This window comes from Xylanibacter brevis P6B11 (assembly GCF_000621825.1).
GTDB lineage: Bacteria > Bacteroidota > Bacteroidia > Bacteroidales > Bacteroidaceae > Prevotella > Prevotella brevis.
In genome coordinates this window covers 108,201-127,823 of the sequence record NZ_KK211352.1, presented here as the reverse complement: position 1 = coordinate 127,823, position 19,623 = coordinate 108,201, and the positions used below count along the sequence as shown (strand labels likewise).

17 protein-coding genes are annotated in these 19,623 nt (G+C 52.3%); 12 read left to right on the top strand and 5 right to left on the bottom strand.

The features are described 5' to 3' along the window. Positions 1-11 precede the first annotated feature (11 nt). From T496_RS0110325 to dut, 3 genes are read right to left on the bottom strand one after another with little or no spacing between them, the layout of a single operon-like run. Positions 12-860 (bottom strand): DUF4292 domain-containing protein, encoded by an 849-nt coding sequence (locus T496_RS0110325; protein WP_027450685.1) that lies wholly within the window; start codon positions 858-860, stop codon positions 12-14. Further along, positions 857-2,554 (bottom strand): tetratricopeptide repeat protein, encoded by a 1,698-nt coding sequence (locus T496_RS0110320; protein WP_027450684.1) that lies wholly within the window; start codon positions 2,552-2,554, stop codon positions 857-859. Before T496_RS0110320 ends, T496_RS0110325 begins: the two co-directional genes overlap by 4 nt. After that, the gene (gene dut / locus T496_RS0110315) at positions 2,551-2,985 is read right to left on the bottom strand and encodes a dUTP diphosphatase (protein ID WP_044108919.1); all 435 of its coding nucleotides are present in this window, start codon (positions 2,983-2,985) and stop codon (positions 2,551-2,553) included. Before dut ends, T496_RS0110320 begins: the two co-directional genes overlap by 4 nt. Positions 2,986-3,105: 120 nt before the next feature. Between dut and dgt the strand changes: the two genes are divergently transcribed. Next, positions 3,106-4,434, top strand: a complete 1,329-nt coding sequence (gene dgt, locus T496_RS0110310) for a dGTP triphosphohydrolase (RefSeq protein ID WP_027450682.1) — start codon at positions 3,106-3,108, stop codon at positions 4,432-4,434. Positions 4,435-4,803: 369 nt separating this feature from the next. On the opposite strand, the gene T496_RS0110305 is transcribed toward dgt, so the two are convergent. Continuing rightward, positions 4,804-5,796: a GNAT family N-acetyltransferase gene (locus T496_RS0110305; protein ID WP_027450681.1), complete on the bottom strand. Its 993-nt coding sequence runs from the start codon at positions 5,794-5,796 to the stop codon at positions 4,804-4,806. Between the two features lie 20 nt (positions 5,797-5,816). Then, positions 5,817-6,638, bottom strand: a complete 822-nt coding sequence (locus tag T496_RS0110300; RefSeq protein WP_027450680.1) for a 1-acyl-sn-glycerol-3-phosphate acyltransferase — start codon at positions 6,636-6,638, stop codon at positions 5,817-5,819. Positions 6,639-6,898: 260 nt separating this feature from the next. Here T496_RS0110300 and mraZ point away from each other — a divergent pair, with 260 nt between their 5' ends. From mraZ to T496_RS0110245, 11 genes are all read left to right on the top strand, one after another. After that, on the top strand, positions 6,899-7,357 hold the full coding sequence (gene mraZ, locus T496_RS0110295; RefSeq protein WP_027450679.1) for a division/cell wall cluster transcriptional repressor MraZ: 459 nt from the start codon (positions 6,899-6,901) through the stop codon (positions 7,355-7,357). Beyond that, positions 7,354-8,268 carry a 16S rRNA (cytosine(1402)-N(4))-methyltransferase RsmH gene (gene rsmH, locus T496_RS0110290; protein ID WP_027450678.1) on the top strand — a complete coding sequence of 305 codons (915 nt, stop codon included), beginning with the start codon at positions 7,354-7,356 and terminating at the stop codon, positions 8,266-8,268. The genes mraZ and rsmH overlap by 4 nt, the downstream gene beginning before the upstream one ends. Positions 8,269-8,285: 17 nt before the next feature. Continuing rightward, positions 8,286-8,756 (top strand): FtsL-like putative cell division protein, encoded by a 471-nt coding sequence (locus T496_RS0110285; RefSeq protein WP_052342181.1) that lies wholly within the window; start codon positions 8,286-8,288, stop codon positions 8,754-8,756. A 9-nt stretch (positions 8,757-8,765) separates the two neighbouring features. After that, the gene (locus T496_RS0110280) at positions 8,766-10,895 is read left to right on the top strand and encodes a penicillin-binding protein (protein WP_027450676.1); all 2,130 of its coding nucleotides are present in this window, start codon (positions 8,766-8,768) and stop codon (positions 10,893-10,895) included. 24 nt (positions 10,896-10,919) lie between these two features. Beyond that, the gene (locus T496_RS0110275; RefSeq protein WP_027450675.1) at positions 10,920-12,374 is read left to right on the top strand and encodes a UDP-N-acetylmuramoyl-L-alanyl-D-glutamate--2,6-diaminopimelate ligase; all 1,455 of its coding nucleotides are present in this window, start codon (positions 10,920-10,922) and stop codon (positions 12,372-12,374) included. Between the two features lie 83 nt (positions 12,375-12,457). Further along, complete coding sequence (locus T496_RS0110270; RefSeq protein ID WP_027450674.1) at positions 12,458-13,729, top strand: phospho-N-acetylmuramoyl-pentapeptide-transferase; 1,272 nt, start codon at positions 12,458-12,460, stop codon at positions 13,727-13,729. Then, entirely contained in the window at positions 13,726-15,057 is a 1,332-nt protein-coding gene (gene murD, locus T496_RS0110265) for a UDP-N-acetylmuramoyl-L-alanine--D-glutamate ligase (protein WP_027450673.1), read from the top strand. Before T496_RS0110270 ends, murD begins: the two co-directional genes overlap by 4 nt. A 9-nt stretch (positions 15,058-15,066) precedes the next feature. Then, entirely contained in the window at positions 15,067-16,383 is a 1,317-nt protein-coding gene (locus T496_RS0110260; protein ID WP_027450672.1) for an FtsW/RodA/SpoVE family cell cycle protein, read from the top strand. Next, the gene (murG, locus tag T496_RS0110255) at positions 16,380-17,489 is read left to right on the top strand and encodes an undecaprenyldiphospho-muramoylpentapeptide beta-N-acetylglucosaminyltransferase (RefSeq protein WP_394331348.1); all 1,110 of its coding nucleotides are present in this window, start codon (positions 16,380-16,382) and stop codon (positions 17,487-17,489) included. The genes T496_RS0110260 and murG overlap by 4 nt, the downstream gene beginning before the upstream one ends. 7 nt (positions 17,490-17,496) lie before the next feature. Beyond that, on the top strand, positions 17,497-18,873 hold the full coding sequence (murC, locus tag T496_RS0110250; protein ID WP_027450670.1) for a UDP-N-acetylmuramate--L-alanine ligase: 1,377 nt from the start codon (positions 17,497-17,499) through the stop codon (positions 18,871-18,873). 7 nt (positions 18,874-18,880) lie between these two features. Beyond that, positions 18,881-19,612 carry a cell division protein FtsQ/DivIB gene (locus tag T496_RS0110245; RefSeq protein WP_027450669.1) on the top strand — a complete coding sequence of 244 codons (732 nt, stop codon included), beginning with the start codon at positions 18,881-18,883 and terminating at the stop codon, positions 19,610-19,612. The last annotated feature ends 11 nt before the right edge of the window (positions 19,613-19,623 follow it).

The following is a 19,623-nucleotide window of genomic DNA, read 5'->3' as shown; positions in this document are numbered from 1 at the left end:
TAGTGTCTTGATTATAGAGCCATGATGCGGCGCAGTATCTCCTCGGCATCCACCTCGCGGTATTTATTGCTGATGGTGGTGCGCGTCTCCCAGTCGCTATTCGTCTCCAGGTTGTTGAACTTCATGCCCATCTTCACCTGTTTGCTGGGTGTTGTCAGCGTGATCTTCATGTCGCTGGGGAAGTGTGTCTGTGCCAGAGGCTTGAAGCCCAGATACTCCCACGTGAGTTGCGAGTTGCCCTTATAGCTGTCGCGATACATGATGTTGGCAATCTTGATCTGACCGCTGTTGGGGTTGGTCAGCCAGCTGTAGCTCATCCTGTCTTTCTCCAGCGAGATGATGGCATCATCGTCGTTCAGCGTGGTCTGGAATCCCGTCATCTTCTTGCGGTTGAGGCTCTTCTCTCCGGGCTTGAACAGTTCGTTGTAGAACAGTGCCTGCAGCGTGTAGTAGTTCATGCCGCTGTTGCGCAGGAAGTCGATGTAGTTGTAAGGTGCACGCATATACATCTTGTTGATGCGGTCCATGATTAGCACATAGTCCTTGGTGAACTCGATGCGACCAGCCTCTACGAAGCCGAAGGCCATCAGTTGCAGGCGGATGACATCGTCGCGCTTAATGCGCAGGTTGCCCGTCAGCGACACCTGTTGCGGACCTATCTCAATAGAGAACTTCACTTTAGAACTGACAAACTGTGGGGCTTGCGAGTTCTCAGCTACTTTTGTCAAAATCTCGGCCTGAGCAAGGCTCTCGGTGACCTGAGGAGTTGGCTGGGTGACCACTTGCTTCTTCGAAAAACAGGCAGTCAGCAGCAGCGGTGCTACCAGGATGACCGCTTTGGCGTAGTTGAATAGTTTCATTGCTTGATGTATTTTTTGCGTTTTATTTTTCTAATAAGAATCTTGTTCTTGGGGTCTAGCTCCAATGCCTCTTTCCACATTTTCAGCGCACCCTCCGTGTCGCCGTTCATGATGTAGATGTCGCCAGCATGCTCTTTCAGCACACCGCCAATCACAGAATCGTTCTGCAGGGCCTGGTCAATGTAGATGCGAGCCTCGGCATAGCGCTGTTGCATGAACAGGATCCAGGCGTAGGTGTCCAGATAGGTAGAGTTCTTCGGTTCGGCCTTGATGGTCTTATAGCTCATCTGCTCGGCCTCGTCCAGTCGGGTGCCCTTCACACTCAGGTAGTAGGCATAGTTGTTCAGACAGCCAATGTTGTCGGGTTTCCACTGCAAGCAAGAGTCGTAGGCAGCGAAAGCCTCGCGTTCGCGCATCTTCTGGAAGAGCAGGTCGCCCATCACGGCGTAGAAGTCTGACACGATCTCCGTAGAGCTCTCTTCGTTGATTACGCTGATGCCGTTCTGGAATGCCTCCAGCGCATGGTCGGTGTCGCCCTTATTATAATAGGCAATGCCCTGATAGTAGTAGAAGGCCATCTCCTCGGGGTTATACTGTCGTGCTGCCTGACACAGGCTGATGACGCGGTCTTTGTCCTCGTCGTCCCAGGCATACTGCACCAGATGCAGACGTGCCGAAGCACGGTCGGGGGCCAGCATCAGCACCTGTTCCAGTGCCTTTGCGATGTCTTCGCGTGGCATCTGCTTCAGGTCCATATAGGCCGCTTTCATCTCGGCGATGTCAGCATCGGGCTGAGGCACGTTGAGCATCGAGTCGAAGAGGGTCAGTATCTGCGTGCTGTCGCCGCCGCTCTGTTCGTTCTCGCTGATCAGTTGGCGCAGCTGCATCACCTTATCCTCGGTGTTAGCCTTGGGGTTCAGCAGGATGCAGCGTGTCAGTGAGTCCACCGCCTCGGCATCCTCCATGCTGATGAAGTAGTTACGCAGCGTCTGCTGAGCCTTGACGTGGTCGGGCTCCTCCTCCAGTATCTTCATCAGCACGTCGTGTGCCAGTTCGTTGTCACCGTTGGCCAACAGCGTGTTGGCATAGATGGTGCGGTAGTTCAGGTCGTTGGGGTATTGGTCAGACAAAGCCTTGATTTCCTCCAGCGCCTTCTCGTGGTCGCTCATCTGGAAGTACAGGCCGCTCTTAGCCAGCGAGATACGTTCCGACTTGCCATCAATAGCCTCCATGCGGTCCAGCACATCGATGGCCTTCTCGAAGTTCTTCTCCTGCAGGTACAGGCGGTACAGCATCTCCAGGAAATCCTGTCGGCTCTTGTCTGTGGCATACATCCGCTCCAAGACGTCGATGGCCTCGGCATAGTTCTGCTTCGCGATGTAGGCATGTGCCAGCGTCTCCATGTAGGTCTTGTTGGCCGGTTCCAGTTCGGTGGCATGCTTGAAGTGCTCGATTGCCTTGTCGGGCGCCTTGATCTCAGAGTAGTATTGCGCTAGGAAATAGTAGGCCTCAGAAGCCTGTGGGTTCAGTTCCAGACTGCGTTGCAGCAGGTCGAAGGCCGCATCGTGTTGGCCCTTTTGGCGCTGCAGCATCGCTTCGTGGAAGTAGATATCATACTTGCGCAGCGAGTCGGTCTGGGCTGTGGTGCCCAGACAGCACAGAAAAGCTGCCAGTATGCCTAAAGTCTTTCTCATTTCACACCGGTATGTCCATATCCACCTTCGCCACGTTCGGTCTCGTCGAGCACGTCAACCTCGATGAATTCGGCCGTTTCGTGACGTGCAATCACCATTTGGGCAATGCGCTCGCCATCGTTGATGACAAAGGGCTCGGCCGACAGGTTGATGAGCAGCACGCCCACCTCGCCGCGATAGTCGGCATCGATGGTGCCGGGCGAGTTCAATACCGTGATGCCCTTCTTCAAGGCCAGTCCGCTGCGCGGTCTCACCTGTGCCTCATAGCCGGCGGGCAGAGCGATGTGCAGGCCCGTGGGAATCAGCTTGCGCTCCATGGGTTTCAGTTCGATAGGAGCGTCGATATTTGCACGCAGGTCCATGCCAGCGCTCAATGCGGTGGCATAGGCCGGAAGTTGTTGGTGTCCTTTGTTTACGACTTTAATCTTCATACGCGTCATGTATGTGTGTTATATAAGGTGCAAAATTAGTAAAAACAATTGAATCAGCCATAAATTTTCTGCTAAATTGTGTTTTTATGCTGAAAATGTTGTACTTTTGTAGCCATGAAGATGAATTGGGAAAAACTGATTTCTAATTGTCGACTCGGACAAGAACATCGTCATCTGGAACGTCATGATGACCGTACGGAGTTTAAACGCGACTACGACCGACTGATCTTTTCGGCTCCATTCCGTCGGTTGCAGAACAAGACCCAGGTGTTCCCCTTGCCTGGCAGTATCTTTGTGCACAACCGACTGACGCACTCGCTCGAGGTGGCCAGCGTCGGCATGTCGCTGGGCAACGATGTGGCTGCGGCCTTGTCGGCACGCGGAGAAAAGGGCCCTTTTGTTGGTGAAATCGGTCAAATTGTGGCCACAGCCTGTTTGGCGCACGACCTGGGCAACCCGCCTTTCGGCCATTCCGGCGAGAAGGCCATCCAGACATTCTTCACCGAGGGTAAAGGTGCCTATCTGCAAGAGAAGGTGTCGCCAGAGTTCTGGTCGGACATTACCCGCTTTGACGGTAATGCCAACGCCTTCCGTCTGCTCACCCATAGCTTCAAAGGGCGTCGAAAGGGTGGCTTTGCCATGACCTACAGCACGCTGGCTTCCATCGTGAAGTATCCCTATCCTTCGTATGCTGCCAAGAAAAACAAGTTCGGTTTCTTCACGCCCGAGCACAACGACTATGTCACCGTGGCCAACATGCTGGGCATTCCCCGTCTGAAGACAGAAGACGGTGTCGAGCGCTGGGCACGTTATCCGCTGGTCTATCTGGTGGAGGCTGCCGACGATATCTGCTATGAGATTATGGACCTCGAGGATGCCTACAAGTTGAAGATTCTGAACCTCGCCGAGGCGAAGGAACTGATGCTCTCTTTCTTCGATGAAATGGGAAAAAAACACATCATGCAGCGCATCGATGAGGAGCTGCTCTACGACCCCAACGAGCAGATACAGTACCTGCGTGCCTGCGTCATCGGACTGCTGGAGCACGAGTGCTACCAGACATTTATGGCCCACGAAGACGAGATTTTGGAGGGTACCTTCCAAGGCTCGCTCATCAATCATATCTCTGAGGTGCCGCGTCAGGCCTATGTCCATTGTGCTGAGGTCTCGAAGAGTCGCATCTATCGCAGTAAACCGGTGCTCGATGTGGAGTTGTCGGGTTATCGCATCATGGCCACGCTCATGGAACTGATGGTCGAGGCTATCGAGCATCCCGACCGCTATTACTCTCAGCAGCTGATTGGACGTGTGTCGAGCCAGTATGAGATTGAACACGAAGACTTGGAAGTTCGCCTCATGGCCGTCATCGATTACATCAGTGGCATGACCGATGTCTATGCCCTCGATGTCTATCAGAAGATCTGTGGTATCTCGTTGCCTATCATTTAAACTTGATTTTTCATAGCCAAAAGGTACATGAATGGTGCTGTTGTTGTGGCTGAATAAACAACTGATTCAGCCCCTTTTAGCACCTGCTAGTGCCCCTTTTGTTTTCCTATACTTTTCGTTTCGTTTTTGTTCTAGGGGCTAGAAAGTTCATTTCTAGAGTCTAGAATGGGTCAATCTAGGGTCTAGAATGGCAGCGTCTAGAGTCTAGAATGATGCGTTCTAGACTCTAGATGAGGACCAAAAGTGGCACTATTGCATGATAAAAGTGGCACTATTGCAAAACAATAGTGGCTGTATTGGTTTGTAAAAGGGCTGATGTGGGGATACAATTGAGGCCAAAACAGAATGCGTTTTGGCCTCAATCATTATTTAGTTCTTTTCCTTGTAGATGACCTTGTTGGCACCGCTCGTGATCTTCAGCGCCTCGGGGTGATCCTTGATGAACGAGTCGATGTGGCGCACGCGCTTCTCTTCAAGTATCTCGTCCATGGCAATCAGGATGCCAGTCTCTTCCACGTCGCCGAAGCCATAGTTGATAGCTGTGCCGAACAGTTTCATGGTGGGCGAGAGACTCATGTAGGCATTCACCAAAGGTGGAATGTTATAGCCCAACTTGCGAATCTCGCGGTTCAGTATCTTATAGTCTTCTTTGAATGAATCCTCGCAGAACAGGCGTTTCATGTCCTCCTCGTTAGCCTCGATTTTTAGCGGTTTCATCGGGATGACAAGCTTTTCTTTGTCGTCGAAGTGCTTCTTTAGGAAATACAGAATCATGTCGCGTCCCTCACGGATGTATGAGGGATACATGGTCATCTTGCCGAAGAAATATTTCACGTTGGGCATGATGACCGTCAGGGCGCCCAGTCCATCCCACAGATTGTCGAGCGCAAACAAACTCTTGGCTCCCATCTTCGAACTCTGATAGGGCAGGCTTACAAACGAACGGCCCAGCTCGATGGTGTAGGGCATATACTCCTTGAGGAACTTTTCCGAGAAGTGGAACATGTGGCTGGTGGCCAGGTGGGGCTGACCATTACTGTCTATGTCCCATTTGTTGCCCTCCAGATAGCGGTAGCCGCCAATGATCTCCTCGGCCTCTGGGTTCCAGACGATGAGTTGCTTGTAACAGTTCTCGCAAGTGTCGAACTCGTCGATGTCCACCTCTTTGCCGGTGCCACCTCCCGCTTCGCGGAAGGCAATCTCGCGCAGTCGTCCTATTTCGCGCATCACGTTAGGGGCATTATGTGCCGTGACAACATAGATCAGGTTGTTGCTCTTGTTGGTCATGCGCAACTGTCGCTCAGGTGTGAGTTCGCTCTTGAGCACTTCGACGGGTATTGGATCAATAATCGGCTGTTCCATGTTTTCGTTTGCTTGTATCTTTATCGTGCTAATTCGTAAACTTGTTTTTTGACTGTTTTAGCCCACTCTGCTGGTGTCTTGTCGTTGGTGAACGACTCCCAGGGTATGGGTTTACCAAATGTGATTGTAAAAGTGTTGCCCGTGTTCTTAAACATCTCGTCGGCCAGGAAGAGCATCGCAATGTTCACCTTCTTCACGTAGCGGTCGCTGATGTTCGAAAGTCGGTAGAAGAAGTTGCTGTTGTGTCCCTCGAAATAGACGGGGACCACGTCGCGGTGGGTCTCGATGCTCTTGGCAATGAACGTCTTCTTCCACTCCAGGTCGCAAATCTTGCCGTTGCGCTTGCGCGAGCAGAGACCTGCAGGAAACATCAGTATGTGCGTGTCGGCCTGAAAACCAGCCTCAATCATGGCGGGGAAGTTGCGCGACTGCTTGCCAGTCTTGTTGATGGGGATGCACAGCGGCGCCAAGCCGGGCAGGTTCATCAGCAGGTCGTTGACCAGATAGCGGAAGTTGTCGTCGTAGTGCTCGCCGATGACAGAGCCGATAGCGATGCCGTCGATGCCCCCCAGTGGGTGATTGCTCACGAATGTATAGCGCTTGGGGTCGTCCTTGGCGGGCAGGTTCTCCAGTCCTTTTACCTCGATCTTCACGTTCAGGAAGTCGATAGCAGCCTTTAGCCATGGTGTGCCTTGCAGATTGCGTGCACTCCAAAGGAAGGTGTTGATCTGGTCTTCATGAACGATGTGCTTCAGCCACCAGACGAGAGGTCTTGGCACCCAACGGGCTTTGCTGCCCATTTTGCCTTTCAGTACCTTGTCTATATCGATGGTCTTCTCCATGCGTGTCTTTATTTTAACGGCATGCAAAAGTACTCAAAAACTTTCATTTTCAGCACATTTTTGCCTTAAAATGTGCAATTTTACATTAATTAAGATAATTTAGTGACATTGCACAAAAATGACCAAGTGTGTAATGCTATGTATTAAAAAAAGAAAAAATGATTTTTTTTAGTTGTTTGATGAAAATTTGTGGGGAAATGTGGGGGATTGTGGAGGAAAATGATTACTTTTGCATCCGAGACTCTATAATTATTGTTCGCATGCGATTTTTAGGTAACATAGAAGCAAAAACCGACGCCAAAGGACGCGTCTTTCTGCCGGCCACCTTCCGAAAGGTGCTGCAGGCAGCAGGCGATGAGGTGCTGGTGATGCGCAAGGATGTGCATCAGAAATGCTTGGTGCTTTACCCGGAATCGACGTGGAACCGCCGCATGGATGCGCTACTGGAGCGAATCAGCGAGTGGGACGACATGGGTCAGCAGGTGTTGAGACAATATGTCTCAGAGGCCGAGGTGCTGACGCTCGACGGTAATGGTCGTTTTCTGATTCCTAAGCGCTATCTGCAAATGGCAGAGATCGAGCAGTCGGTGCGCTTCATTGGCATGAACGATGCCATTGAGATATGGGCCACCGAGAAGACCTCCGAGCCATTCCTGAGTCAGGAGGAGTTCTCTCAGAAACTGAAGCAAATCATGAATAGCGGGGTGAAAGAAGGATGATCAAGACGGCTGAAACATATCATGTGTCTGTATTGCTGAAAGAAAGCGTAGAGGGGTTGGCTATACGTCCTGACGGCGTCTATGTGGACGTGACGTTCGGCGGTGGCGGTCACTCGCGTGAGATCCTGCAGCACCTGTCGGCCGAGGGTCATCTGTACAGTTTCGACCAGGATGCCGATGCAGAAAACAACATCGTGGCCGACGAGCGATTCACCTTCGTGAGGAGCAATTTCAGATATCTCAAGAACTGGATGCGCTATTATGGCGTAGAACAGATAGACGGTCTGCTGGCAGACCTGGGCGTGTCGTCGCACCACTTCGATGATGCAGAGCGCGGTTTCTCGTTCCGCTTCGATGCACCGCTCGACATGCGTATGAACAAGCGTGCGGGCATGACGGCTGCCGACGTGGTGAACGACTACGACGAACAGCGCCTGGCCGACGTGTTCTACCTCTACGGAGAACTGAAGAACGCCCGCAAGATAGCTGCCGTGCTGGCCAAGGCCCGCCAGCAGCAGCGCATAGAGACCACCGGACAGCTGATGCAGGTCACCGAAAAACTGTTTCAGCGCGAGCGCGAGAAGAAGGAAATGACCAAGCTGTTTCAGGCCCTGCGCATAGAGGTGAACCACGAGATGGATGCCCTGCGCGAGATGTTGCTCGGCGCCTGCGACATGCTGAAGCCTGGAGGCCGACTGAGCGTGATCACCTATCACTCGCTGGAAGACAGAATCGTGAAAAACGTGATGCGCAGCGGCAATGCCGAAGGGCGACAGGAACAAGACTTCTTCGGAAGGGTGAAGAGTCCGTTACACCTTATTAATAATAAAGTGACAACACCCTCTGCCGAGGAGCTGGAAAACAACCCTCGAAGCCGAAGCGCCAAATTGAGAATAGCCGAGAAAATTTAAAGATAACATAATGCAGAATGACTAACAACGACGGAACCACACTATCCGACATGGAGCTCATCATTGAAGAGACATCCACCGAGGAAACATCTGATGAAAATGAAAAAACATCGTCGGCCTACGAGCAGTTGAAAGAAAGCACTACCGAGGACGATGATGATATGACCGGTACGCTGACGCTGCGCCAGATTCTGGGCGGCGACCATCTGCTGGTCTTCGTGCGTCATCATGTGTGGCTCATTCTGCTGATTATGCTGTTGACCACGGTCTATGTGGGTTTCCGCTATCAGTGTCAGAAAGACGTGATCGAGATCAGCGACCTGGAGAAGGTGCTGACCGATGCTAAGTATAAGGCACTGGCCAGTTCGAGCAATCTGACTGAGCTGTGCCGACAGAGTAATGTGCTGAAGGTGCTGCGTGAGAACAATGACTCACTGCTGAGAATCAGCGACCAGCCCCCTTATATTATTAACATCCCAGAAGAATAAGACAGAGTCGTGAGCAGGTTTAACAAAGAAAAGGTGATGCCGCGTTATTTCGCCATTGCGGTGGTGTTGACGCTGATAGGTCTGGCCGTGGTTTTCAAGGCCGGCTATACCATGACTGTGGGCAGAAGCTACTGGGAGGTGGTGGCCGATCGACTGAAGAGCGACAGTGACAGTGTGCGCCCTGACCGCGGTAACATCCTGAGCAGCGATGGACAGCTGTTGGCCAGCAGTATTCCTGAATACATGATATTCATGGACTTCCAGCCGGGCGACCGCGAGGATACGGCATGGACCCATAAGCGCGACTCGGTGTACTACAGCAAACTGGACAGTCTGTGCAACGGACTGCATGATATCTTCCCCGACTGGACGGCAGAGAAATTCAAGGAGCGTCTGGAGGAAGGACATAAGAAACAGTTGAAGGATGGTACTGCTGGTGCACGCCACTGGAAGATCTATCCCAAGCGAATTAGCTATAACACCTATTGCGAGGTGTTGCAGTTGCCCTATTTCAACCTGCCCAAAAACAAGTATGGCTTCCATGCAGAGCCCTTCGTGGCGCGTCGTCGCCCCTTCGGTTCGCTGGCTGAACGTACCATTGGCGACATCCGCAGTTTTGAGGGTGGAAAGGATACGGCCCGCTTCGGTATCGAACTGACCTACGACTCTATCCTGCGTGGTCAGGTGGGCATCCGTCGTAAGCAGAAGGTGCTGAACCGCATGGTGCCTTTCACCGTGAAATCGCCCGTGGCTGGTGCCGACATCGTGACAACCATCGATGTGGGTATGCAGGACTTGGCCGAACAGGCACTGATCGAAGAGCTGAAGAAATGGGAAGCCTCGATGGGTGTAGTCATTCTGATGGAGGTGAAGACGGGTAATGTGAAGGCCATTGTCAACATGCGTCGCGGTGCCGACGGCGAATATTACGAGCGCTTCAACGATGCCATCAGCTATCGCTGTGAGCCTGGTTCGGTGTTCAAGGTGGCCTCGTTCCTGGTGGCCTTCGACGATGGTGTGATAGACACTACCTATACGATAGACACCGGTTGCGGTATCATGCAGATGCATGGTGCCAAGATGAAAGACCACAACTGGCACCGTGGAGGCTATGGTGTGATCAACGCTGCCCGCACGCTGGAGGTAAGTAGTAACATCGGTGTGAGCTATGTGATAGACAAATTCTACGGCAAGAATCCTACTAAATACGTGGAGGGACTCTACCGCGTGGGCATCGGTCAGGATCTGAAACTGCCCATCGTGGGTTATGCACCGCCAAAGATACGTATGCCGAATACCAAGACCACGAAGCGCTCGGACTACTGGAGTAAGACCACGCTGCCATGGATGAGTATCGGTTATGAGACACAGATAGCACCTATCAACACCGTGACCTTCTACAACGCCATTGCCAACAATGGTAAGATGATGCGCCCACGTTTCGTCGAGAAGATCGTGAAAGACGGTCAGGTGATCTACGAGACAAAGCCTGAAGTGATCAAGGAGCGCATCGCCAAGCCACAGGCTGTCAAGATGATGCAGACGGTGCTGCGCCATGTGGTCAGTCAGGGACTGGGCAAAAGAGCCGGTTCGCACTCGTTCCAGGTATCGGGAAAGACCGGTACGGCACAGGTGGCTAAGGCTGGCGGCTACAAGAGCGGTGTGGTGGACTACTGGTTGTCGTTCTGCGGTTACTTCCCATCCGACAATCCTCAGTACAGCTGTATCGTCTGTCTGAAGAAGTCGGGACTACCTGCTTCGGGTGGTGCCATGTCGGGTGCGGTGTTCCATAACATCTCTGAGGGCGTGATGGCCAAGAGCCTGAAGTTGAGAGTGGAGGATGCCCGCGACTCGCTGTCGGTGTTTATCCCCGACGTGAAGGGCGGCAACACGAAGAACGCGAAGTATGTGCTCGAGCACTTGGGCATCCATACGGGCGAGATGAAGTTTGAGGCTGCGAAGACCGCTCCTCACCAGATGCCAAACACCATCGGAATGGGTGCCCGCGATGCGGTCTATGCCGTGGAGAAGCAAGGCATCAAGGCTCGCGTGAAAGGCAAGGGACGCGTGGTGCGCCAGAGCATTGCGCCAGGCAGTCATCTGAAGGATGGCATGATTTGCACGCTGGAGCTGAACTAACAAGAAAAAAAAGAAGAACAAGATATGAAACTGAAAGACATTATCAAGAGTATTGCAGTAATCAAGGTGGAAGGCAATGCCGATATCGACATCGTGGATATCGATATCGACTCGCGCAAAGCTGCTGCCGGTCATCTGTTTGTGGCTATCAAGGGTACACAAACTGATGGTCATCAGTATATTCCCAAAGCCATTGAGCTGGGCGCTTCGGCTGTGCTTTGCGAGGACATGCCTGCAGAGCTGAACCCACAGGTGTGCTACGTACAGGTGGCTTCGACCGAGGCTGCCGTGGGACCTGTGGCCACAACGTTTCAGGGTGACCCTACGTCGAAGTTGAAACTGGTGGGCGTGACGGGTACCAATGGTAAGACAACCATCGCCACCTTATTATATAATATGTTCCGCAAGCTGGGTTACAAGTGCGGTCTGCTGTCAACGGTATGCAACTATATCGAGGACGAGGCAGTGCCTGCCAGTCATACCACGCCCGATCCCATCGAACTGAACCGCCTGCTGAAGCGCATGGTGGATGCCGGTTGTCAGTATGTGTTCATGGAGTGTTCGAGTCATGCCATCGCCCAGCAGCGCATCGGTGGACTGAAGTTTGCCGGTGGTCTGTTCACCAATCTGACACGCGACCACCTGGACTATCATAAGACGGTGGAGAACTACCGTAACGCCAAGAAGCAGTTCTTCGACATGTTGCCCAAGGATGCCTTCGCCATCACCAATGCCGACGATAAGAACGGCATGTTCATGGTGCAGAACACCAAGGCTGAGGTGAAGACCTATTCTACACGACAGATGGCCGACTTCCGTGGTCGCATCATCGAATGCCACTTCGAAGGCATGTACCTGGAGGTAGATGGCCGTGAGGTGGGCGTACAGTTCATCGGTAAGTTTAATGTGAGCAACCTCCTGGCTGTCTATGGCGCTGCCGTGATGCTGGGTCAGAAGCCCGAGGATATCCTGCTGGTGCTGAGCACCCTGAAGAGCGTGGCTGGCCGATTGGAGCCCATCCACTCGCCCGAAGGATTTACGGCAGTGGTTGACTATGCCCACACGCCCGATGCCCTGGAGAACGTGCTGAAGGCCATTCACGAGGTGATGGACGGCAAAGAAGGTAAGATCATCACCGTGTGTGGTGCCGGTGGCAACCGCGACAAGGGTAAGCGCCCCTTGATGGCGCAGGAAGCCGTGAAGCAGAGCGACCGTGTGATTATCACCAGCGATAACCCTCGTTTTGAGGAACCACAGGATATCATCAACGATATGCTGGCAGGTCTTGACCAGAAGCAGATGAAGAAGGTGGTGAGCATCGTAGATCGTAAGGAGGCCATCAAGACCGCAGTGATGCTGGCTGAAAAGGGCGACGTTATCCTGATAGCTGGTAAGGGCCATGAGGACTACCAGGAGGTGAAGGGCGTGAAGCACCATTTTGACGACCGTGAGGTGGTGAGAGAAATCTTTGGCATCTGATCTTCCGCGAGACTGACGCAGACAGTCGGCAAGACGAGCCAAGAGACAACGATATTATGAAATAACGAATACATTGAATTGATATGCTATATTATATCTTTAGATTTTTAGAACAGTATAACATCCCAGGGGCGCACCTGTGGAGCTACATCTCCTTCCGTGCCCTGCTGGCCATGATTCTGTCGCTGGTCATCTCGGCATGGTTTGGCGAGTTCTTCATCAAATGGATGAAGCGCCGCAAGATTTTCGAGACCGAGCGCGATCCGGCCATCGATCCCTTTGGCGTAGAGAAGAAGGGTGTGCCCACCATGGGCGGCATCATCATCATCGTCTCTATCCTGGTGCCGGTGCTGCTGTTGGGACGTATCAGGAATATCTATCTCATCCTGATGGTGATCACCACCATTTGGCTGGGCTTCCTGGGTTTCATGGACGACTATATCAAGATCTTCCGCAGAAACAAGGAAGGACTGAAAGGTAAATATAAGATTATAGGACAGGTGTCTATCGGTTTTATCGTGGGACTGACGCTCTACCTGAGTCCTGACGTGGTGATGAGGGAGAATATCTCGACACCCGTGAAGAACAAGATGGAACTGGTGAAGCATGAGGCCAAGGCGCATAAGTCGCTGAAGACAACGGTGCCTTTCACCAAGCATCATAACCTGAGCTACTCAGAGATCATGTCGTTCGTGGGCAAGCATAAGGTGGCAGCAGGCTGGATTCTGTTTGTGGCCATGACCATCCTGGTGGTGACGGCCGTTTCTAACGGTGCCAACCTGAACGATGGTATGGACGGTATGTGTGCCGGCAACTCGGCCATCATCGGTGTGGCGCTGGGCATCCTGGCCTATGTGTCGTCGCACGTGGGCTTCGCCTCCTATTTCGACATCATGTTTATTCCTCACAGTGAGGAATTGGTGGTGTTCTTGTCGGCCTTCGTGGGCGCCATGATCGGTTTTCTATGGTACAACGCCTTCCCCGCCCAGATCTTTATGGGCGACACCGGTTCGCTGACCATTGGTGGTGTGATTGGTGTGGCTGCCGTGATCATTCACAAGGAACTGCTGTTGCCCATCCTCTGTGGCATCTTTTTCGTGGAAAGCCTCAGTGTGATCATCCAGACACAGTGGTTCAAACTCATGAAGAAAAAAGGTCAGCGCGTGCGCGTGTTCCGTGCCACGCCGATACACGATAACTTTAGAAAACTAGACACTCAACTGGACCAGACGTCGCGCTATATCCTGAAGGGATGGCCCCACCGCCCGTTCCATGAGTCAAAGATTACTATCCGCTTCTGGATAACAACGATTATCCTGGCAGCGTTAACGATTATAACATTGAAGATACGATGAAGAGAATTGTAGTACTTGGTGCAGGTGAAAGTGGCGCAGGAGCTGCTGTGCTGGCAAAGAAAGAAGGTTTTGACGTGTTCGTTTCAGACATGTCACGCATTGGTGAGCGCTATAAGAAGATGCTCGACGACCATCAGATAGTATGGGAAGAGGGACAGCACACCGAGGAGAAGATACTGAATGCCGATGAGATTATCAAGAGCCCAGGTATTCCTGAGACAGCACCCATGGTGAAGAAGGCAATGGACCGCCAGATTCCCATCATCAGTGAGATTGAGTTTGCCGGAAGATATACAAACTCTAAGATGATCTGTATCACGGGATCTAACGGTAAGACCACTACGACCTCTCTGATCTATCATATCTTCAAGGAGGCTGGCTATGATGTGGGCCTGGCTGGTAACATTGGTAATTCGCTGGCATTGCAGGTGGCCGAGGAGCCTCATGCCTACTATGTCATCGAACTGTCTTCGTTTCAGTTGGACAACATGTATGACTTCCGTGCCAACATTGCCATCCTGCTGAACATCACCCCCGACCACCTGGATCGCTATAATTTCGAGATGCAGAACTATGTGGATGCTAAGATGCGTATTCTGCAGAACCAGACGGCCGAGGATGCTTTCATCTACTGGAACGACGACCCCATCATCAGTCGTGAGCTGAAGAAATATGATATCAAGGCTATCCAGTATCCTTTCTCTGAACTGAAGGAAAAGGGTAGTATCGGTTATATTGAAGAAGGAAAATATGTGCTGGAGAAGCCCGAGCCCTTCAACATGGAACAGGAACAGCTGAGCCTGACGGGACGCCATAACATCTACAACTCGCTGGCAGCCGGACTGGCTGGTGATATCGCTGGTATCAAGAAAGAGGTGATACGCAAGTCGCTGAGCGAGTTCCCCGGTGTGGAACACCGTCTGGAGAAAGTGGCCACCGTTCGTGGCGTGAAGTATGTGAACGACTCGAAAGCTACGAATGTGGATGCCTGCTGGTATGCGCTCGACTCGATGAAGACCAAGGTGGTGCTGATCCTGGGTGGTAAGGATAAGGGTAATGACTATGATCCTATCAAGCCACTGGTGAAAGAGAAGTGCTCGGCACTGGTCTATCTGGGCGCCGACAACCAGAAGTTGCACGACAACTTCGACAGCCTGGGCATCCCCGTGCGCGACACGCACTCTATGAAAGACTGTGTGGCAGCCTGCTACGAGTTGGCCAAGACTGGCGAGACAGTGCTGCTGTCGCCCTGTTGCGCATCGTTCGACCTCTTCAAGAACATGGAGGACCGCGGAGAACAGTTCAAAGAACTGGTTAGAAGCTTATAATCATAAGGAATGGAGAAGAAGATAGGAAATCTGTTTAAAGGTGACAAGGGAATATGGACGGTGTTCCTGTTCCTCTGCATCATCAGTATCGTCGAGGTCTTTTCGGCTTCGAGCACGCTGACGTATCATTCGCAGAGCTATCTGGGACCTATCCTGGGACACGTCAGCAAGATCTTGATCGGACTGATGGTGACTATCGTTATTCTGAACATTCCATGCCGTTACTTCAAACTCATCACACCCATGCTCCTGTTGGTGACCTATGCCACGCTGATATGGGTGCTGTTTGGCGGTCAGAGCATTAATGGTGCCAACCGTGTGATACCCTTGCCGGGATTCACCTTCCAACCGTCTGAGATTGCCAAGGGCACGCTGGTGCTGGCCGCAGCTCAGGTGCTGAGTGCCATGCAGAAGCCCGATGGCTCGGGCGCCGATCCGCTGGCCATGAAATATGTGCTGATTATGGCGGTTCCTGCTGTCGCCCTGATTGGTATAGAGAACCTGTCAACGGCGGTGCTGCTCTTCCTGGTGATCTACCTGATGATGTTCATAGCCCGCGTGCCAATGATTCAGATGGGTAAGCTCACGGGTGTGCTGCTGCTCATCGTGGCAGGCTTCCTGATCCTGGTGTTCTCTTTGTCGAAGCTCGACCGTGAGGGTAAGGAACTGGAGGCTGCGCAGAAGGCGGGCAACTTGGAACTGGTCAAGAAGCAGAAGGCAAAGGAGGAAAAGTCTGGTTGGGACAGGTTGACACACCGCTTCTGGACCTGGAAAAACCGTATTGCCGGTGAGGATGAGAACAAGAATGTGGAGGCCGCCCAGTATAAGGTGACTGATAAGAACTATCAGGTGACACACTCGAACCTGGCCATCGCTTCGTCTAACATAGTAGGCAAGGGACCTGGCAACTCGGAGGAGCGCGACTATCTGCCGCAGGCCTATTCCGACTTTATCTTTGCCATCATCATTGAGGAGATGGGCATAGGAGGTGCCATCGCAGTGGTGTTCCTTTATGTGATATTGCTGTTTAGGGCGGCACGAATAGCCAGTCGGTGTGAGAACAACTTCCCGGCGTTCCTCATCATGGGACTGACCATGCTGCTGGTGTTCCAGGCGGCCATCAACATGTGTGTGGCTGTGGATTTCGGCATTGTCACAGGTCAGCCGCTGCCTTTGGTGTCGCGTGGTGGTACATCGACCATCATCAACTGTGCCTATATCGGTGCCATCCTGAGCGTGAGCCGTTCGGCCAAGCGTCGTGAGGAGAACGGTAAGAGTGAAAAGAAAAGTCGTTTGAAAATAACTAGCGAATTGGAAGAATCATGAAACAGCCAAGAATCATCATCAGTGGAGGTGGAACAGGAGGACATATATTTCCCGCTGTCTCTATTGCTAATGCTATTCGTGAACTTTGTCCTGATGCAAAGATATTGTTTGTTGGCGCACAGGGAAGAATGGAAATGCAGCGCGTGCCACAGGCCGGCTACGAGATAAAGGGTCTGCCCATCATGGGTTTCGACCGTAAGAACTTATTAAAGAACATCAAGGTGCTCTACCACGTGTGGAAGAGCCAGCGTATGGCCAAAGCCATCATCCGTGACTTCCAGCCGCAGGTGGCTGTGGGCGTGGGTGGCTACGCCAGCGGTCCTACGTTGAACAAGGCTGCCTCGATGGGTATTCCTTGTCTGATACAGGAGCAAAACAGCTATGCTGGTGTCACCAATAAGCTGTTGGCCAAGAAGGCATCGAAGATCTGTGTGGCCTACGAGGGCATGGAGCGCTTCTTCCCAGCAGAAAAGATCATGATGACGGGTAACCCCGTGCGTCAGGCTTTGCTCGATTCGAAGGTGACGCGTGAGGAGGCTCTGGCGTCGTTTGGCCTGAGTCAGGAGAAGAAGACGGTGCTGCTGGTGGGCGGCAGTCTGGGCGCTCGCACCATCAACGAGAGTGTGCTGCAGCATCTGGACGAGATTGCCCAGTCAGGCGTGCAGTTTATCTGGCAGACCGGTAAGTACTACAGTGCTCAGATAGCTGAGACACTGAAGGAGAAAGGCCAGCCCGAGAACCTGCGTGTCATGGACTTTATCAGTGATATGGCTGCTGCCTATAAAGCTGCCGACCTGGTCATCAGCCGTGCCGGTGCCAGTTCTATCTCTGAGTTCTGCCTGATAGGAAAGGCCGTCATCCTGGTGCCCAGCCCGAATGTGGCTGAAGACCACCAGACGAAGAATGCGATGGCACTGGTGAACCGTGGTGCCGCCCTGTTTGTGAAGGATGCAGAGGCACAGGAGAAACTGATTCCTCTGGCCTTAAAGACCGTCGCTGACGATGCGCGCCTGAAGAGCCTGAGCGAGAATGTGCTGAAGCTGGCATTGCCCAACTCGGCCGAGATCATCGCCAAAGAGGTACTGAAGTTAGCAGAAGAAAAATAATCAAATAATGGAAGCAAAAGATATAAAAGCCGTCTATTTTGTAGGTGCCGGTGGCATTGGTATGAGTGCTATCGTGCGCTACTTTATTCATCGTGGCCTGGTGGTTGCCGGCTACGATAAGACGCCATCGGATCTGACCAGGCAGTTGGAGAAAGAGGGCGCTATGATTCACTATGAAGAGAACGTAGATGCTATTCCTGCTGCATGTAAGGACCGTGAGCATTGTCTGGTGGTGTACACCCCGGCAATTCCAGCAGAGCATAAAGAGCTGGTCTATTTCCAGACAAATGGTTTTGAGGTGCAGAAACGTGCACAGGTGTTGGGCACGCTGACCCGCCAGATGAAAGGACTCTGCGTGGCAGGTACACACGGAAAGACCACCACATCGAGCATGTGTGCTCATATCATGCATCAGAGCAGTCTGGACTGTAATGCGTTCCTGGGTGGTATCACCAAGAACTATGGCACCAACTATATTGTCAGCGATTCAGAGTATGTGGTGATCGAAGCCGACGAGTTCGACCGTTCGTTCCACTGGCTCTCGCCCTGGATGACGGTGATCACGGCTACCGACCCTGACCATCTGGATATCTACGGCACCAAGGAGGCTTACTTGGAGAGCTTCCGTCACTACACCGAACTGATTCAGCCGGGTGGTGCACTGATCATTCACCGTGACTTGGAGATGAAAGAGCATCTGCAGGATGGCGTGAAGCGCTATGACTACGCCCTGAACGAGGGTGACTTCCATGCAGAGAATATCCGAATAGAGAATGGCGAGATCACGTTCGACTTCATCTCTCCCATCGAGTCGGTGAAGGATGTGCAACTGGGACATCCTATTCCCATCAACGTGGAGAATGGCGTGGCAGCCATGGCCATGGCACAGTTGGCTGGTTGCACGGCCGAGGAACTGCGCCAGGGCATGAAGACCTATGGTGGCGTGGATCGTCGTTTCGACTTTAAGATCAAGACCGACAAGCTGGTGTTCCTTTCAGACTATGCACATCATCCCAAAGAGATCTACCAGAGTGCACGCAGCATTCGTCAGCTCTATCAGGGACGTCATATCACAGCCATTTTCCAGCCACACCTCTACACCCGAACCCGCGACTTCTATCAGGACTTCGCCGAGGCGCTGAGCCAGTTGGACGAGGTTATCCTGACCGAGATATATCCCGCCCGTGAGTTGCCTATCGAAGGTGTTACTTCGCAGTTGATCTACGATCGCCTGGCTCCTGGCGTTGAGAAACATTTGGTGAACAAGTCGGATGTGCTTCCCATGATCAAGAGTCGCAATTTCGATGTGTTGATTATCCTTGGTGCCGGCGACCTGGATGCACAGGTGCCTGAGATCGCCGAGATACTTAAAGCAAGATTATAATACACGTATGAAGAAAGTCGTCATCATCCTTCTCAGCCTCTTGATAGCGGTCTATCTGGTATTCGTTTTCGCCATGCAAAGGAATCCGGAAGGCCCAGACACCATGTGCAAGGGCGTGAAGATTGAGATTGCCCAGGAGGGAGACGTGGGGTTCTTGACCGTCGAGGACGTGAGAAACATACTGACGGTGGACCAGTTGAACCCGCAAGGACGGATGATGAGCGAGGTGAACACGAGGGTTATTGAGGAGAAACTGGCATCAAAAGATCTGGTGGAGAGCGCAGAATGCTATAAAGCACAAGATGGGATGGTGCACGTCATTATCAAACAGCGCATCCCTGTCATCAGGGTGATGGGCGACAATGGCGACGATTATTTCCTCGACAGCAGCGGCCAGCGCATGCCTCGCACTGACTATTCGTGCAACCTGCTGATTGCTACTGGTCATATCAGTATGAAATATGGCGAGAAAGTGTTGGGGCCAGTGGCTAATATTCTGCGCAAGGACGAGTTCTGGAACGACCAGATCGTACAACTGAACGTGTTGGCCGATGGTACCATTGAGATGGTGCCGCGTGTGGGTGACCATATTATATATATAGGACAGCCAACCAACCTCCGCACGAAGTTGGACCGACTGTGGAAGTTCTACGTCTATGGTTTGAACCAGGCCGGATGGAACCGCTACTCGCGCATCAACGTGGAGTTTGATAATCAGATTATTTGTAAGCGAAAATAAAACAGATAAAA

Bases quoted from the DNA above. Each gene is read 5' to 3' on its own strand.
- T496_RS0110325 (WP_027450685.1), bottom strand. From the start codon at position 860: ATGAAACTATTCAACTACGCCAAAGCGGTCATCCTGGTAGCACCGCTG.
- T496_RS0110270 (WP_027450674.1), top strand. From the start codon at position 12,458: ATGCTATATTATATCTTTAGATTTTTAGAACAGTATAACATCCCAGGG.
- murC (WP_027450670.1), top strand. From the start codon at position 17,497: ATGGAAGCAAAAGATATAAAAGCCGTCTATTTTGTAGGTGCCGGTGGC.
- T496_RS0110300 (WP_027450680.1), bottom strand. From the start codon at position 6,638: ATGGAGAAGACCATCGATATAGACAAGGTACTGAAAGGCAAAATGGGC.
- T496_RS0110275 (WP_027450675.1), top strand. From the start codon at position 10,920: ATGAAACTGAAAGACATTATCAAGAGTATTGCAGTAATCAAGGTGGAA.
- dgt (WP_027450682.1), top strand. From the start codon at position 3,106: ATGAATTGGGAAAAACTGATTTCTAATTGTCGACTCGGACAAGAACAT.
- murD (WP_027450673.1), top strand. From the start codon at position 13,726: ATGAAGAGAATTGTAGTACTTGGTGCAGGTGAAAGTGGCGCAGGAGCT.
- T496_RS0110320 (WP_027450684.1), bottom strand. From the start codon at position 2,554: ATGAGAAAGACTTTAGGCATACTGGCAGCTTTTCTGTGCTGTCTGGGC.
- T496_RS0110305 (WP_027450681.1), bottom strand. From the start codon at position 5,796: ATGGAACAGCCGATTATTGATCCAATACCCGTCGAAGTGCTCAAGAGC.
- T496_RS0110260 (WP_027450672.1), top strand. From the start codon at position 15,067: ATGGAGAAGAAGATAGGAAATCTGTTTAAAGGTGACAAGGGAATATGG.
- dut (WP_044108919.1), bottom strand. From the start codon at position 2,985: ATGAAGATTAAAGTCGTAAACAAAGGACACCAACAACTTCCGGCCTAT.
- mraZ (WP_027450679.1), top strand. From the start codon at position 6,899: ATGCGATTTTTAGGTAACATAGAAGCAAAAACCGACGCCAAAGGACGC.
- rsmH (WP_027450678.1), top strand. From the start codon at position 7,354: ATGATCAAGACGGCTGAAACATATCATGTGTCTGTATTGCTGAAAGAA.
- murG (WP_394331348.1), top strand. From the start codon at position 16,380: ATGAAACAGCCAAGAATCATCATCAGTGGAGGTGGAACAGGAGGACAT.
- T496_RS0110245 (WP_027450669.1), top strand. From the start codon at position 18,881: ATGAAGAAAGTCGTCATCATCCTTCTCAGCCTCTTGATAGCGGTCTAT.
- T496_RS0110285 (WP_052342181.1), top strand. From the start codon at position 8,286: ATGACTAACAACGACGGAACCACACTATCCGACATGGAGCTCATCATT.